This is a genomic window from Crocosphaera sp. XPORK-15E, assembly GCF_034931425.1.
GTDB lineage: Bacteria > Cyanobacteriota > Cyanobacteriia > Cyanobacteriales > Microcystaceae > UHCC-0190.
The window spans coordinates 7,358-23,405 of sequence record NZ_JAYGHQ010000034.1 but is presented as its reverse complement, the minus strand read 5'-3'; the positions used below and the strand labels follow the sequence as shown (position 1 = coordinate 23,405).

Sequence of the window (16,048 nt, the reverse complement as noted above, 5' to 3'; positions counted from 1 at the left end):
CTGCATTGGCTGACTCTGATGAGGTGGTAACTGAAGTCATTGACTGGGATGATGTGGTTAGTGCGATCGATCAACTTATGAAACGGCTTGGTTGGGACAAAAATCGGGGAAAACGGCATCTAATTCTGACTTATGGGGTTAATTCCCGTCGTCAATTAACGGATGAGCAGGTCTTTGAATTTCTGGCTTTCCTGAAGTCACAGTCAAAGTTTAAAGCAGGGCAAACCGCGATGTTTCGGGGGGTGCGTGTTGTAATTGAACGGGTCATCAACGAAGTTGTGGCGGTAGTCAGGTCGTGGGATAAGCCTAAAGAAAGGGGTTATGAGGTGGCGATCGCGCATCTAAGTCCTGTGGCTAGTTGAGGTGGTAAGATCAATTGTGAGAGTTATTGAGTCAGATGTGGGAAATATAAGGAAAAGAGGGTTTGGAAAGCAAACCCTACCTATTACATACATCTTCGACTCAATTATGTCTGACCATCAACTTTCCGTTTTCCAGTCTGGTATTCGAGATAATCGTAAACGGGGTACAGTTGGCGATTTTCTCAAGGAAAAGATCCAATCAGAGTCAATGCTGTCTATCGTCTCTGCTTATTTTACTATTTATGCGTTTGAAGCTTTAAAACAGGAATTATGGTCTCTTAATAAGTTAGATTTTCTATTTGGGGAACCTCGGTTTATTCAATCCATTGGCACTAATACTGACCAAAAAGCTTTTAGGATTGAAGACAGTGGGATTAAATTAAGTAGTCGATTAGAACAGAGTAAGTTAGCTAGGGAATGCGAAGAATGGATACAGGAGAAGGTTAATATTCGCTCGATTAAACAAAGTAATTTACTTCATGGGAAAATGTATCATATTGATAAGAATGGTGTCAGAAGTGCTATTTTAGGGAGTTCTAATTTTACGTTGAAGGGTTTAGGGTTAGCTAATGGCAATAATAATATTGAATTGAATTTAATGGTTGATAGTGATAGGGATAGACAAGATTTAAAGTTATGGTTTGATGAGTTATGGGATAATAAAGCTTTGGTGGAAGATGTTAAAGAAGAAGTCATTTGCTATCTCAATAAACTGTATCAAGATAATGCACCTGAGTTTATTTATTATAAAACCATTTATCATTTATTTAAGCGTTTTTTAGACCAACAAGCAGCCAGCGATTTACTGACTAAACAACAGCATTTGATTGATACGAAGATTTGGAAGTTATTATTTGATTTTCAGAAGGATGGGGTGAGAGGGGCTATTAATAAAATCATGGAACATAATGGCTGTATTATTGCTGATAGTGTAGGATTAGGGAAAACATTTGAAGCTTTAGCCATTATTAAATATTTTGAACTATTGAATTATAAAGTCTTAGTATTATGTCCTAAAAAATTAAGAAGTAATTGGACAATTTACCATGCTTCTAATAACAGTGACTTGAATATTTTGGTTGAGGATAGGTTTAATTATACCGTCTTGTCTCATACCGATTTAAGTAGAGATACAGGATATTCAGGGGATATTAATCTAGAAACTCTCAATTGGGGTAATTATGATTTAGTGGTGATTGATGAATCTCATAATTTTCGTAATAATACTAAAGGAAAACGAGATGAAGATGGGAATATTATCAAGAAAAGTCGCTATGAAAGATTAATGGAGGATATTATAAAAACAGGGATTCCTACTAGAGTTTTATTATTATCAGCAACCCCTGTTAATACGGATTTTAAAGATTTAAGAAATCAGATTAATTTTATTGTTAAAGATAAGGATAGTGCTTTTAGTCAAACATTAGGCATTAGTAGCATTAAACAAACTTTGACCACTGCTCAAAAAGAATTTACTCGATGGGCAAAGAAAAAGCAACATCATAGTAATGAGTTATTAGAAAGTTTAAGTTCTAGCTTTTTTACCTTATTAGATGGGTTAACCATTGCTCGTTCTCGCAAACATATTCAAAAGTATTATCAAGAGGAGATTGAGAAATTAGGGGGATTTCCTGAAAGAGTTAAGCCTATTTCTGTATTTTCTCATATTGATTTAGATGATAATTTTTTAGATTATGATGATATTAATGAGCAAATCTCTGATTATCAATTATCATTGTTCAAGCCCTCTAATTATGTATTGGAAGAATTTAAACCATTATATGAAGGGGAAGTTATACAAAAAAACTTTACTCAAAGTAATCGAGAAAATTACTTAATTGGGATGATGAAAGTGAATTTTCTCAAACGTTTAGAAAGTTCCGTTTATTCCTTTAGAATTACCCTAGAGAGAACTATTGAGAAAATTAAACAGTTAGAAGATAAAATTAAAAAATTTGACCAGTATCAAACGGAACTTGTTAAGAGTGAAGATTTAGAAATTGATTCATTTGAAGATGAAGATTTACAAGCTGCTTTTGAAGTAGGAAAAGATTTAAAATATCAGTTTAAACATCTTGATATTGACCGATGGTTAGTAGATTTAGCCAGGGATAGAAGACAACTTCATAAGTTATATATTCAAGCAAAAGAGGTAGATGTATCTAAAGATGCTAAGTTAGCAGATTTAAAACATATTATTGAGTGTAAAGTGACTAATCCAGCATTGAATAAAGAAGGAAAAGAGAATAAAAAAGTCATAATATTTACAGCTTTTGCTGATACGGCTAAATATTTATATGAAGCTTTAGAAGAATGGGTAAAAACTGAATTAAATATTAACATAGCTTTAGTCACAGGGGGTAATGGGGGTAATAAAACAACCTTTGGGAGTACCCGTTTTGAGGAAATTTTAATTAATTTTTCTCCTAAGTCTAAGAAACGAGAAATGATGTCTTCTTTACCTCAAGATAATGAGATTGATTTATTAATCGCTACTGACTGTATTTCTGAAGGTCAAAACTTACAAGATTGTGATTATTTAGTCAATTATGATATTCATTGGAACCCTGTACGAATTATTCAAAGATTTGGACGTATTGATAGAATTGGTAGTCTTAATCATACGGTTCAATTAGTAAATTTTTGGCCAACAGATGACTTAAATAAATATATTAACCTCAAAAATCGAGTTGAGGCAAGAATGGCCTTAGTTGATATTACAGCAACGGGGGAAGATAATTTATTAGATATAGATGAATTAGAAGATTTGTTAACAAAAGAAATTAGTTATAGAGATCAACAGTTACTACGGTTAAAAGATGAAGTTTTAGACATTGAAGACTTTAATGAAACTGTCTCTTTAACAGAGTTTACCTTAGATGATTTTCGCATAGACTTACTAAACTATTTACAACAAAATCGTCAACTCTTAGAAAATGCACCATTAGGATTATATGGAATTGTACCTACTAATAAGCAGTATAATGTTATTAAACCTGGGATTATTTTCTGTCTTCAACAAATGGGGAATACATCAGGCAATGAACAAGTTAATCCCCTACAACCTTATTTTTTGGTCTATGTAAGAGATGATGGTAATGTTATATATACTTTTGCCCAACCTAAACAAATTTTAGATATATATCGTCTCTTATGTGCAGGGAAAACCCAACCCTATGAAGATTTGTGTCAGTTATTTAATCAACGTACCAGCAATGGCTCTACTATGAGTAAAGAGAGTGATTTGCTCGATAAAGCAGTTCAGTCCATCACCCGCACTTTTACTAAGCGTGTCACTAAAAATCTGTTTAAGTCAGGGAAAGGAGGAATTACGCCTTTTAAAGAACAACAAGTGACGAAAACGACTGATTTTGAACTGATAACCTGGTTAATTATTTCCCAGGATTGTTAGAATAATGAGTATTTACAGGATTAAGTTATTAGTTAGAAAGTCAATTAATCCAAAATTTGATGATGTAAGGTTCTAAAAATGTCGATTAATTTGAAAGACAATATTCAGCAAGCATTAAAAGATTTTAGTCAAGCTTCGATTTCTGATTGTATTAAGCATCTGTTTGAGACTTTGGGTTACTCTACTCAACGGGAAGTCTTGTTAGATATCCAAACCCCTGATGAGGTGGTAGAGGTGTTTGGATGGGAGAATTTTCGAGAAGATAAGGGGTTATTAAAAGAGTGGGAGTCGGTTGATTGTTTGTTTCAGGTGACGGAAGATGATTTAATCCCCCCTAACCCGCTTAATAAGGGAAAAAATGACTTGGATAAGGATTATTTGAAGTCTTATATTTTTATCGGGATAACGCTACAAAATTCTCATTATTCTCGCAGTCAACTGGCAACCATTACCCGTGAAATTAACCGTCAGTCAGATATTCCCATTATGGTTTTATTTCGCTATGGTAACAAAAAAGTCCCCTTTTCTAAGGAGACTTTAGGGGGATCTGATTATGTTACCTTATCTATCATTAATCGTCGTCCCAATAAGTTAGATAGGGATAAAGATGTCTTAGAAAAGATTACTTTAATTAAAGATATTAATATTAATTCTCCCCATCGGGCCCATATTGAAATCTTAGCAGATTTATCTTTATTCTCTTTAAAAGATGTCCATAATTTTGATGAATTACACACTGCTTGGCAAAAGGTTCTTAATACTTCGGAACTCAATAAAAAGTTCTTTCATGAGGTGTCTAATTGGTATTTTTGGGCAACTCAAATGGTGACTTTTCCTGATGGGGGAGAACAAGATAATAATATTCGCAATGCTACCAGTGTTATTCGATTAATTACTCGGTTAATCTTTGTCTGGTTTTTGAAGGAAAAGGGTTTAGTCACTGATGCTTTATTTGATGAAGACAAGCTAAAAGTATTCCTAAAATCATTAGAATCTGAGGATAGCACTTATTATAAAGCTATTTTACAAAATCTCTTTTTTGCTACCCTAAATACAGAGATGAACACGGATAAAAAAGCTGATAATCGTAAGTTTAGGGGACAAACTAAACAAAAGGGTGGTAGAGATCAACATTATGGAATTGCTAATGTTTATCGTTATCAAAATTATTTTACTAATTCTGATGACTTTTTAGAATTATGTCAGGATATTCCTTTTCTAAATGGTGGGTTATTTGAATCTTTAGATAGGTATAAAGATGATGATTCTCAAGCTTCTCAACAAGGAAAAGAGAAAACAAAAATTAGAATTGATGGGTTTTCTGATAGGGAGGAAAACCCCTTAAGTGTTCCTAATGTTCTCTTTTTTGGAGAAGCAAGAAAGGTTGATTTAAACAAAGCTTATGGAACTAGCAATAAGAAGTATGAAGTACAGGGATTAATTAATATATTTAATCGTTATAAATTTACCATTGATGAAAATACTCCCATTGAGGAAGAAATAGCTTTAGACCCCGAATTATTGGGTAAAGTGTTTGAGAATTTATTAGCAGAATATAACCCCGAAACGGAATCAACCGCAAGGAAACAAACGGGGTCTTTTTATACTCCTAGAGAGATTGTTAATTATATGGTAGATGAGTCTTTAATTGCTTATCTACAGACTGCTTTGTTAAGTCAAGGGTCGAGTTATTTAGAGGTAGGGTCAAATCAAATTGATTTATTTGGTAATGAGTATAAAAAGGGTCAGCTTAGCTTACAAGCAAAGTTAGAAAATAGTCGCTTTCAAGGAAGGGAAAAGGAGTTAGAAAGTCAGTTAAGAAGTTTACTCAGTTATCGGGATGAGTCCCATCAATTTAATGAGCATGAGTGTGATTGTTTAATTAATGCTATTGATAACCTGAAAATTATTGATATTGCTTGCGGTTCGGGTGCTTTTCCTATGGGTATTTTACAAAAATTGGTGTTTATTCTAGGGAAACTTGACCCCAACAATAGTAAATGGAAACAGCAACAGAAGGAAAAAGCAATACAACCTGTGTTAAAAGATATTCAGGTAGCGAAACAGATTAGTTATGAAGAAGCTAGAGAAGAAGCGATACATAAGTTACAAGCAAGGTTAGCAGAAATAGAGGATGAATTTGAGAATAATGAGATGGACTATCCCCGGAAGTTATTCTTGATTGAAAATTGTATTTTTGGCGTAGATATTCAACCCATAGCGGTACAAATTTCTAAGTTACGCTTTTTTATCTCTTTAATTGTTGACCAAAAGGTTAATAATGCTCGACCCAATCGAGGAATTTTACCTTTACCAAACCTTGAGACAAAATTTGTTGCTGCTAATTCTTTAATTGGGATTGAAACTCAGTTAAGTTTAAGAAGTCCAGAGGTGATTAAAAAAGAGGAGGAATTAAAGCAAGTCCGTCAACAACATTTTAAGGCAAGGACACCGAAAACTAAGCGAAACTGTCGAGAAAAAGATAAAAATTTAAGACAAGAAATTAGTCAGTTATTGAAGTCAACAGGGTTAGAAAGTGCCACTGCTGATACGTTAGCTAGATGGAATCCTTATGATTTGAATGCACGTTCTGATTTCTTTGACCCTACTTGGATGTTTGGGGTTTCTTCTTTTGATATTTGTATTGGTAATCCTCCTTATATTCGTATTCAAGAGTTAAATAAGTCAATCCCTTTACAGGTGGATTACTTTAAAAAACATTATCAAGCAGCTAAGAAAGGGAATTATGATATTTATGTAGTTTTTGTTGAGAAAGGAATTAATTTACTCAATGAAAAAGGCAATTTAGCTTATATTTTACCTCACAAGTTTTTTAATGCTCAATATGGAGAAGGTTTAAGGGGTTTAATTTCTAAGGGTAAGTATTTAAGCAAAGTAGTTCACTTTGGAGATCAACAGGTGTTTAATAGTGCGACAACTTACACTTGTTTACTATTTCTAGATAAGTTTGGTCGTGATAACTGTCATTTTATAAAAGTAGATAATCCTCAAAAATGGCATGAATTTGGTGAAGCAGTACAAGAACAATTTGAATCTAATTACTTCTCATCTAAGGATTGGAATTTTAATCTTAGTAATGATGACAATTTATTAAATAAATTAAGACATGGAACAGAGGAGTTAAAAAATATAACAAATAAAATATCTCAAGGAATTAGAACAAGTGCTAATCAAATCTATGTATTAAAACTTATTGAAGAAAATGACGATTATTATTTGGCTTTCTCTAAAAGTCTAGATAAACAAGTAGAAATCGAAAAGACAATTAGCTCACAATTTTTACAAGGTCGTCAAATTAAACCCTATACTATTTTAGATTGTAATCAAATAGTTATAATTCCTTATGATACTAATTCTAAATTAATTGTAGAATCAACATTAAAAAGTGATTATCCAAAAGCTTATCAATATCTTTTAGAAAACAAATTAGAGTTAGAAAATAGAGAAAAAGGTAAAATGAAAGGGGAAAAATGGTATGCTTATATATACCCAAAAAATATTGAATTAATGAAAACTAATAAATTAATAATCCCAGATATAGCAGAACAGCAATCATTTGCTATGGATACTGATGGTAATTATGCTTTTACAAGTGGTTATGGAATTACTTTTAATGATATTAATGAATCTGTTTTATATATTTTAGGATTGCTTAATAGTAATGTTTTAGATTTCTATATGAAAAGTATAAGTACACCAATAAGAGGAGGATATTTTAGGTATTTTACACAATTTATTGAACAGTTACCTATTACTAGAATTAATCTATCTAACCCTAATAAAAAATCAAAACATGACGACATTGTTAACTTAGTCAATAAAATCCTCGAAATAAAACGCCAAAACCCCAAAGCAAACACTACAGAATTAGAAAGAGAGATAGATGAGATAGTGTATGAATTGTATGGGTTAAATGAGGAGGAGATTAGGATAATTGAGGGGAGTGTTAAACGAAAATAACTTTAAACTGCTATAATAAAGATAGATTAATTAACTTTTAATTGATTATGGAAAATATTACCCTTCAAGTTGACCCAGAAATTGCCAAAGCATACCGAGAAGCAGAACCAGAAAAAAAGCAAAATGTTCTTCTTGTTTGTAACATTATCCTTAAAGAACTTTTCAAAAATACCAGTTTTGAAGAAATTGTCCAGCAAATTCGCCAAGAAGCGGAACAAAATGGCTTAACACCTGAAATCTTAGAAGAATTATTAAAAGATGAGTAGATTACGAATTTTTTTAGATACTAACATCTTAATTAGTGGACTATTGTTATCTTCATCAACTTCTCAACAAGTTTTTGATAAGGTTACAGAAACAGAAATTATGTTAATTTCGGAGAATACTTATCAAGAAATATCTCAAACCCTAATTCGTAAAAAGTTTGACAAATATTTATCTTTAGAAAAAAGACTTCAATTTATCTCTACTCTAAGAAACAAAGCAGAGATCATTAATATTACTGAAACAATTAATATTTGTAAAGATTCTAAAGATAATAAATTCTTAGAATTAGCGATCTCTGGAAAAGCTACTCATAGGAAAAACTAATGACTCAATCCTTTAATGTAATTATCGAAAAAGATGCAGATGCTTACTTAGTCGCATCCGTTCCCAGTTTAAAAGGATGCCATACACAAGCCAAAAGTTATGATGAATTAATAGAACGTATTCAAGAAGCCATTGAACTTTGTTTAGAAATGGAAAACGAAGAATTTGACCCCTTAGAGTTTGTTGGGGTCAGGAATTCTCATTTTAAGATTTCATGACATTGAAATCCTTACATAAAGAGGGGTTGACAATTCGTAACAAATCTAGTGATCGCTGAAACGGCTAAAACTCGTTTCAAAATGAGAATTGCTAGCGATTGCCCTTCCAGAAAGTCAAGTTTCGGAGTGCTTGGGTTAAAGATAATGGCGAGATTGAAGGTCGAATAAATGGCTGTAAATACCTCCTTGTTGTATCAAGTGTTCGTGGTTTCCTTTTTCCACAATAGCTCCTTGATCTAAGACATAAATACAGTCTGCCATCCGTACCGTAGAAAGACGATGACTGATTAAAATTGCCATCTGATTCTTAAGTAATTGACGAAACTTTTCAAAAAAAGCAGATTCAGCTTTAGGATCTAATGCACTGGTAGGTTCATCTAAAATAATAATTTGAGAATTCCGAAATAAAGCGCGAGCTAAGGCTATTTTTTGCCATTGTCCAATACTCAATTCCTCACCTCCTTCAAATAAATTACCCAATAAAGTTTCATATTCTTGGGGTAATCGGTGAATAAACTCATCTGCTCCTGCTTCTTTGGCAGAGGTTGATATCTCGGTTGAGGCCAACCCTTGCTCAAGATTTCCTAAGCCAATATTCTCCTTCACTGATAAATTATATTTGCCATAATCTTGAAAAATCACGCTAATTTGACGGCGTAAGTTAGCTAGATCAAACTGACGTAAATCAATGCCATCAATAGTAATTCTTCCCTCGGTGGGGTCATATAATCGGGATAATAGTTTGGTTAAGGTTGTTTTGCCTGATCCATTTTCCCCTACCAAAGCAATTACTTCCCCTGGGCGAATGGTTAAATTAATCTCTTTTAAAGCTTGACGCGGACTATTAGAATAGTTATAACTAATCTTTTCAAAAACTATTCCTTGACGAATTGGACAGGGAAAAAATGCAGGAAAAATCGGATTAACCTGCTTCGGTTTCAAGTCAAGAAATTCATAGAGATTCGCCAAAAATAAATTATCATTATAAAGTTCCGTCAAACTACTCAAAACGCCCTGAAAAGTCTTTTGTAATCCGCCAAAAGCTTGATAATACATCACTAAAGAACCGACTGAAATCTCCCCTTTGACAGTTTGATAAACAATTAAACCATAAGAGCCAAAAACCGCACCAGTGGCGCACATTTGGCTGAAAAAATCCCAGACAATATAACGAGTGGCAACCTGTAGTTTTTCTCGACGTAATTGGGAACGTAAACGATGAAAACGGGTAATAAATAAGGAACCTAATTCAAATAGACGAATTTCTTTGGCTAACCAATCATGGGTAAGTATCCAATGATAATAGTTAGCTAATCGTTCTTTCAAAATGTTTTTGTATTGCCAACGGTGCATTTGACGAGATACTCGTAAACGAAGCCAGCTATTGGGGAGAATTGCCAGAACGAGAACGAAAGCAATACCTCCCTGTAAGGATAACAACAGCCCACAGAAAGCCAGGAAAGATAGAGTATTCTGACCAAGTAAAGCCAAGCTTTTTACGACTTTGGTGGGACGATAGGCCGCTTCTTGAATAGCTCGTTGAAATTTGTTGTAATAATCGGGATTTTCGTAATCTTCTAAGTCTACCTCAACGGATTTCTGATGGATGAGATCATAAGTATAATCACTCACTACTAGAGCTTGTGCGTCACTGACCCATTCTTCCAGGGCTTGAGAAAATTGGCTAATTAAGTTAATTATTCCGGTAATCATCAGGAGAATTACCAGAAATTGAGCATTTTCTTTTTGAATAATGCCATCAATGAGGCGTTTACTGAGATAGATGAATAAAACCGGAAGTCCCCCCCGAATTAAGAGAAGTCCTCCCAGTGCGATCGCCCATTTTCGACTACTCTCCCACAGGAGAAGTAATGTTCGCAGCAAGGGCGTTAATATCATAATTTTCCCTCTGTTTTCAGGGGGGACATTCTGTCTTTTGGCTGAAACTTTATCCTAGAAGCATCTTTAATTAAAGCATAATGTTCAGGCGGTCGCCATTTCTGTGGACGTTCAAGGGCTTTAGACATATTTAACTCTCCTTGTTGTGTGTTCTACTCTTCTTTCGTCTGGGGAGAGATAAATTATGTACTCAGGGAATTTAAAAGGGGAAAAAGAAGATAGATAGCTAATTACAGACTCTTGATGTGGCAAAGCTTCTCTACAGTATTGCACGGAAAAAAAATTTTTCTCCAAGTGCATAAAAATATCTGAGCGCATCCGAATAATAAAACAGAGGGGAACATCACCCCACTACTTTAACCAACCTTATCCCATAGGAGTGAAACAACAATGGCTGTTCAACAAGCTTTCAAAGTCCGTGAGTTAATGATTTCCGTGCTTCCTGCAGATGTGGAAAATGAACCCACTAACCAGGACTGTGGATACTGTACTACTTGTACCACTTGTACCAATTGTAGTAATTGTACAAGTTGCACCAGTTGCAGTTATCGTACCACCAGCAACCAATTAACGGAAATTGTTAAGGAAGACGACTTAAGCTTACTCAAACAAGAATTAGAACTTCTTCTGCTCAAATAAACCTGAATTTACAGGTTTATTACCTTTTACCCGTTCATGCCGAAATTTACTAGGCTGGCCCTTTCCCGTCAGCTTTTTTCCTCCACTGCTGTATCAGGCCAGTTTCAACGGTAAAACCTCTCCTTTTCGTCAAGCAAAAGTTAACAAAATAATACACTTATCATTCATTTCTCAAAAATTAATCATGATTAAATCTCTCACCGTCCCCCTTTTAATCAGTCTTGTAACTTTTTTTCCTCAATTAGCCTATGCAGGACAAAAAGTAACCCCTGATATGATTTATCAAATTTCAGCGAATGCGGGACTTACGGAAATTCTTCCTAAAGATAGCCGAGATCTGAAGGGATGTGCTACTACCCCTCAATACAAAAATGCAGGACTCGGAAGAGGTGATTATGTTGCACTTTTTATGTGTCCTCGGTTTGAAAATGGAGAAGTTTCGGTATTAGGAGTGGAAGTTTATAATACTCCTAATAATCAGGTTCTTCAGGAAAGATTAGGCAAAGCTGGATTAATTTTTAGCAACTATGCGATGGCGAATGGTTCATCCCAAGAACAATCTCAACTTCTTTTACAAGCGATCGCTAATACCATTGAGGAAGTCATTGTTCAAGAAAAAGGCAAAGTTGAAGAAACCCGTTACGGGTTTACTCGAGTGCTAATTTATGACTTTACAGATATTAAATATCGCGTGGTTGTCGTTGGAGGTTATATTACTAAAAATCCGGGTGGATTTAATGGACATAATAGCACCAATATTACTATAGGACCGCTTGATTAACTGGCTTAATAAGCAAACAGTATTTTCTTAAATGGTTGTTGTCTAGTTCAAAGAAAACCAAAGAATTAAGGATAAGAATAAAATGATGATCATTTCAAATAGTTTCTAAATTCTGATCCTTTAATTTTTTTTCCAAGATTTATACATTGACAAAAAAAGGCAGAGGCGATCATTTTAATTTCTCTATCATGATCCCCCTTTTAGATCATCAATTTTCTATCTTCCTTCTTTTACCTTGACTAAAAGCTTTTTTAACCAACCCTAGTTAACGTCTAGTTAACGTCTTCTTATTGACTGTCAACCTAGTCTATTATTGATTAAGTAAAATTCATGAATCTAACACTAAAAGCCAATCCTAACTATGAATTAATTTTGTATGATAGACTTCCTCCTTCTCAACAGGAGTGCTTACAAGACTTACTTAAAGATGAAGATTTTTATGGAATTTTACGTCCCATCGATTCTACTCAAACGGGTTTGGGAGTTAAATCTGTCTGTCAAAATACTGCCTTACTTTACTTAACTTTACAACAAGGAAGTGCAGTTCCTACTTACCTCAAAAAACGCTATCAAGAGAAAACCGAGGAATTTATTTATCAATTAGTCATTGATAATATTATTGAAGTAGAAAATCAGGGAAAATTTGTTTCAGGAATTGAAGCGATTCCCCTATTTTCTTTTCGTCATCAAATTAAACATGATGAATTATTAGGAACGGGAAAAATTGCTCAATTATCTCTCGATGCACTTAAATATGCTCAAGTATTAGCCATTGATGATAGTAGTAAATTATCAGCGCGACTTTATTTTTATAATCGTTTACCAATTACACCTAAGTTACTGCGTTTATATCCTTCTAAAGTTGAAATAGCAGACTATTTACAAATTTCTCCCCATCATCCAGCAGGTAAATTATTACTAAAACATTGGCGAGAAGCAACTAGCACCCAAGGGGATGATTTTTGGCGAACTTGGAAATATTTAGAAAATTTAGAGTCTTTAAATAGTCAAGAAAAAGCAACGTATAAACTCTATATTTCACCCAGTTTTGAAGTTTTAGGAGAGGTTTTTCCGTCGTTAGTTAAGATTTTTACAGAGTTACAAGTTCCTCAATTTAAAGTCGGTGGAAAACAAATTGCTGGACTGTTGCGCTCTGATAAAATTATTGCCTATTTTGGTGATTTTGATTCTTTGAAAAAGACGGCTGATTTAATTATGACTTCTTTACCAAATATTCCCAGTCAAGGTGTTCCCTTTACCTCTGAGTTAGACGAAAATGGCTTATTATCTTGGGGCATTGATCCCCCTTCTAATGATCAAGTATTAAAATGGCAAGAACGAGAAAGCTGGCGAGTTTGGTTAACTAATCGATTGGCCACAGGGCTTTTATCCGCAAAAAATACTGATTCTTCCTTAGAAGCTTGGCAATTTGCCCTTTATCGGCTACAACAAGAAGGAGTTGATCCTAAAACATGGCAACCATTAACTACTCTTTAAACTTTATAAGTACCAAAGCAAAATTAATTGCACAGCCAGGGCGGGGGTTTTGATATAGTCGTAATGGTTGAGTCATAGGGGGCGGGTTTATTTAACTTTTTTGTGAGAGTCATTGATTGATGTAAAAAACCCGCCCCTACAAATTTTGTGTAATTAATTTTGTCTACCTACTTAATATCCTCAATTATCAATTTTTAATATAAGATGATGCTTAAATCAGCGATCGCTTTGATGAGTCCCCTCCTGCTTCTGTCTCCTTCTGCCTTAGCTTTAAGTCTTCTTGGTGAGACTGAGAATCTCTATGGCAATAATCAGACTTTTATTCCTCAAAATTCTGTAAATAAACCAGAAATCGCTCAAGGTGATCCTTCAAGCATCTCAGAATATGCCTATAATTTTATTAAAGAAATTACGGTTAAAATTACTACCCCTGATAATCGGGGTTCGGGAACATTAATTGCGAAAAAACAGGGTAATATTTACCTCATTCTCACTAATGCTCATGTTATTAATAATTCAAAGACGGTAACAATTCAAACCCATGACGGGAAAACCTATCAAGCAACTGTAGTTAATAACTCTCTCCCTCAAGATTATGACTTAGCCTTACTAGAGTTTAGCAGTGAGCAAGAATATTCTGTTCCCAGTGATGATATTACTGCTCCTATTAAAGATAATCCCGTTATTTCAGGGGGATATGTGGCAGAAACAGGAGAATTTGTCGCAACAGAAGGAAAAGTTACTCATAGCTTATCTCAATCCTTTAAAGAGGGGTATAGTGTCGGTTATACCAATAATATTAAACAGGGAATGAGTGGAGGACCCATTCTCAATGGGCAAGGGGCATTAGTGGGCATAAATGGGCGTTCTGCGGCTCCTATCCTCAATACTGGCTATATTTATCAAAATGGAAGCACTCCTACTGTTGCCGAAATCCAAGAATATCGTAAGGTAAGTTGGGGAATACCGATAAATACTCTATTAACTTACATAAAACCCGATATTTTAACCGCTTACAGCTTACCCTTACCTCAAGCTGTTGCTAGGGTAGAGACACCGATTAATGAGGGGTATATTGGGCAATTAGAAGCAAAAGCAAGGAAATTTGTGGTAAGGGTAGATAGTAGCAGTACAGGTAATGGTAGTGGTGTGATTATTGCCAAAGAAGGGAAAACCTACACAGTTTTAACAGCAGACCATGTATTATGCGAAAAGGATGGAAAAAACCCCGATGCTAAGACCCCTTGTGCTGAAAGACATATTTATAGCATAACCACTCATGATGGGAAAACCATCCCACTAGATAAAAGTACCATTATCCGACAAGAAGGGGTAGATTTAGCGGTATTTAAGTTTGAGAGTCAGGAAAATTACTCGGTTGCTGAGATAGCGGATTATAACCCGAATACCAATGATTTTGTCTTTGCGGCAGGATTCCCGAAAATTGGCGATAATGACCCCCAATGGATGTTTAGTGGAGGGAGAGTTAATGAGAAAGAACAGGGATTAGTGCAAACTCGACGAACAAAGGAAGACTTACAAACTCAACAAAGTGGCAGTTTACAAAATGTTAGTTCTTTAAACGGAGGATATGAGTTAGTTTATACCAGTATTACCTACGGGGGAATGAGTGGGGGTGCAGTGTTAGATAGTCAAGGGAGAGTCATCGGGATTCATGGACGCTCAGAAGCAGCCGTAGGAGGTAAAATTCAGATTCAATTAGGCTATAGTTTAGGGATTCCTATTAGCACTTTTGTCGGATTACAAGATAGATTGAAAGCAAAACCCCAATTATTAACTACTGCTAAACCCCAAGTTAGTCAGCAACAACAACAGGAAATCATTAAAGCGATTGTTGATATTAAAGTACCTAATACCAATGCTGAAGCCTATATTTGGATAGAAAGGGGAGGACAGTTATGGCGTTTACAGAAGTATGAGGAAGCAGTTAAGGCGTTTGATGAGGCAATTAAGCAAAATAAGCCTGATAATGTCTATTTAGCATGGTATGGTAAGGGTTTGGCTTTAGGTGACGAGGGAAAGGTTCAAGCAGCTATAGAAGCTTTAGAAAAAGCTATCCTGACTCTTCCTCCCCAGTCTTCTGGTGACTACTCAGCCGAGTTTCACAGTAGTATTTTACAGCAACAAAGTTTGACCTATCGCTATTTACCCGACTATGAGAAGGGGTTAACTGCTATCAATAAGGCGATCGCCCTCTCTCCCAATAATCCTAACTTGTATAACGAGAAACAGACAGTTTTAAGCAAATTAAAACGCTATGATGAGGCATTAGAAGCCATTAACCAAGCCATTAAACTCACTCCCCGTGCGGCTTGGTATAACAATCAGGGGCTTCTTTACTCTGACTTGCAAAAATGGGAATTAGCAGAATCTGACTACACTAAGGCGATCGCCCTCAATCCCAATGATGCAAATGCTTACAACAATCGGGGGAATCTTTACTATGACTTGCAAAAATGGGATTTAGCAGAATCTGACTACACTAAGGCGATCTCCCTCAATCCCAATGATGCAGATGCTTACTACAATCGGGGGAATCTTTACTCTGACTTGCAAAAATGGGATTTAGCAGAATCTGACTATACTAAGGCGATCGCCCTCAATCCCAATGATGCAAATGCTTACAACAATCGGGGGAATCTTTACT

At 34.9% G+C, this 16,048-nt stretch carries 11 protein-coding genes and 1 pseudogene; 10 read left to right on the top strand and 2 right to left on the bottom strand.

Translation table 11 applies throughout. The features are described 5' to 3' along the window. From VB691_RS23195 to VB691_RS23170, 6 genes and pseudogenes are all read left to right on the top strand, one after another. Nucleotides 1-362 (top strand): annotated as a pseudogene (locus tag VB691_RS23195) (DNA primase); the annotation flags it as partial. A gap of 106 nt (nt 363-468) precedes the next feature. After that, nucleotides 469-3,774: a helicase-related protein gene (locus VB691_RS23190; RefSeq protein ID WP_323293901.1), complete on the top strand. Its 3,306-nt coding sequence runs from the start codon at nt 469-471 to the stop codon at nt 3,772-3,774. Between the two features lie 78 nt (nt 3,775-3,852). Beyond that, a complete protein-coding gene (locus VB691_RS23185; RefSeq protein ID WP_323293900.1) occupies nt 3,853-7,755 on the top strand; it encodes an Eco57I restriction-modification methylase domain-containing protein in 3,903 nt (1,300 codons plus the stop codon). 47 nt (nt 7,756-7,802) lie between these two features. Then, nucleotides 7,803-8,021, top strand: a complete 219-nt coding sequence (locus VB691_RS23180; RefSeq protein ID WP_323293899.1) for a hypothetical protein — start codon at nt 7,803-7,805, stop codon at nt 8,019-8,021. After that, on the top strand, nt 8,014-8,346 hold the full coding sequence (locus VB691_RS23175) for a putative toxin-antitoxin system toxin component, PIN family (RefSeq protein ID WP_323293898.1): 333 nt from the start codon (nt 8,014-8,016) through the stop codon (nt 8,344-8,346). The genes VB691_RS23180 and VB691_RS23175 overlap by 8 nt, the downstream gene beginning before the upstream one ends. Further along, complete coding sequence (locus tag VB691_RS23170) at nt 8,346-8,564, top strand: type II toxin-antitoxin system HicB family antitoxin (protein WP_323293897.1); 219 nt, start codon at nt 8,346-8,348, stop codon at nt 8,562-8,564. The genes VB691_RS23175 and VB691_RS23170 overlap by 1 nt, the downstream gene beginning before the upstream one ends. A 135-nt stretch (nt 8,565-8,699) precedes the next feature. Here the strand turns inward: VB691_RS23170 and VB691_RS23165 are convergent, their stop codons facing one another. Both VB691_RS23165 and VB691_RS23160 read right to left on the bottom strand, forming a co-directional pair. Further along, nucleotides 8,700-10,463 carry an ABC transporter ATP-binding protein gene (locus VB691_RS23165; protein WP_323293896.1) on the bottom strand — a complete coding sequence of 588 codons (1,764 nt, stop codon included), beginning with the start codon at nt 10,461-10,463 and terminating at the stop codon, nt 8,700-8,702. Further along, nucleotides 10,460-10,591, bottom strand: a complete 132-nt coding sequence (locus VB691_RS23160; protein ID WP_323293895.1) for a hypothetical protein — start codon at nt 10,589-10,591, stop codon at nt 10,460-10,462. Before VB691_RS23160 ends, VB691_RS23165 begins: the two co-directional genes overlap by 4 nt. Before the next feature lie 262 nt (nt 10,592-10,853). Here VB691_RS23160 and VB691_RS23155 point away from each other — a divergent pair, with 262 nt between their 5' ends. The 4 genes from VB691_RS23155 to VB691_RS23140 form a co-directional block, all read left to right on the top strand. Further along, a complete protein-coding gene (locus VB691_RS23155; protein ID WP_323293894.1) occupies nt 10,854-11,102 on the top strand; it encodes a hypothetical protein in 249 nt (82 codons plus the stop codon). A 184-nt stretch (nt 11,103-11,286) separates the two neighbouring features. Then, nucleotides 11,287-11,883: a hypothetical protein gene (locus tag VB691_RS23150; protein ID WP_323293893.1), complete on the top strand. Its 597-nt coding sequence runs from the start codon at nt 11,287-11,289 to the stop codon at nt 11,881-11,883. A 330-nt stretch (nt 11,884-12,213) separates the two neighbouring features. After that, nucleotides 12,214-13,380 (top strand): hypothetical protein, encoded by a 1,167-nt coding sequence (locus tag VB691_RS23145; protein ID WP_323293892.1) that lies wholly within the window; start codon nt 12,214-12,216, stop codon nt 13,378-13,380. Nucleotides 13,381-13,584: 204 nt separating this feature from the next. Beyond that, the coding region (locus tag VB691_RS23140) for a tetratricopeptide repeat-containing serine protease family protein (RefSeq protein WP_323293891.1) at nt 13,585-16,048 on the top strand (2,464 nt) is incomplete at its 3' end.

Bases quoted from the DNA above. Each gene is read 5' to 3' on its own strand.
- VB691_RS23185 (WP_323293900.1), top strand. From the start codon at position 3,853: ATGTCGATTAATTTGAAAGACAATATTCAGCAAGCATTAAAAGATTTT.
- VB691_RS23160 (WP_323293895.1), bottom strand. From the start codon at position 10,591: ATGTCTAAAGCCCTTGAACGTCCACAGAAATGGCGACCGCCTGAACAT.
- VB691_RS23175 (WP_323293898.1), top strand. From the start codon at position 8,014: ATGAGTAGATTACGAATTTTTTTAGATACTAACATCTTAATTAGTGGA.
- VB691_RS23155 (WP_323293894.1), top strand. From the start codon at position 10,854: ATGGCTGTTCAACAAGCTTTCAAAGTCCGTGAGTTAATGATTTCCGTG.
- VB691_RS23190 (WP_323293901.1), top strand. From the start codon at position 469: ATGTCTGACCATCAACTTTCCGTTTTCCAGTCTGGTATTCGAGATAAT.
- VB691_RS23150 (WP_323293893.1), top strand. From the start codon at position 11,287: ATGATTAAATCTCTCACCGTCCCCCTTTTAATCAGTCTTGTAACTTTT.
- VB691_RS23165 (WP_323293896.1), bottom strand. From the start codon at position 10,463: ATGATATTAACGCCCTTGCTGCGAACATTACTTCTCCTGTGGGAGAGT.
- VB691_RS23180 (WP_323293899.1), top strand. From the start codon at position 7,803: ATGGAAAATATTACCCTTCAAGTTGACCCAGAAATTGCCAAAGCATAC.
- VB691_RS23170 (WP_323293897.1), top strand. From the start codon at position 8,346: ATGACTCAATCCTTTAATGTAATTATCGAAAAAGATGCAGATGCTTAC.
- VB691_RS23145 (WP_323293892.1), top strand. From the start codon at position 12,214: ATGAATCTAACACTAAAAGCCAATCCTAACTATGAATTAATTTTGTAT.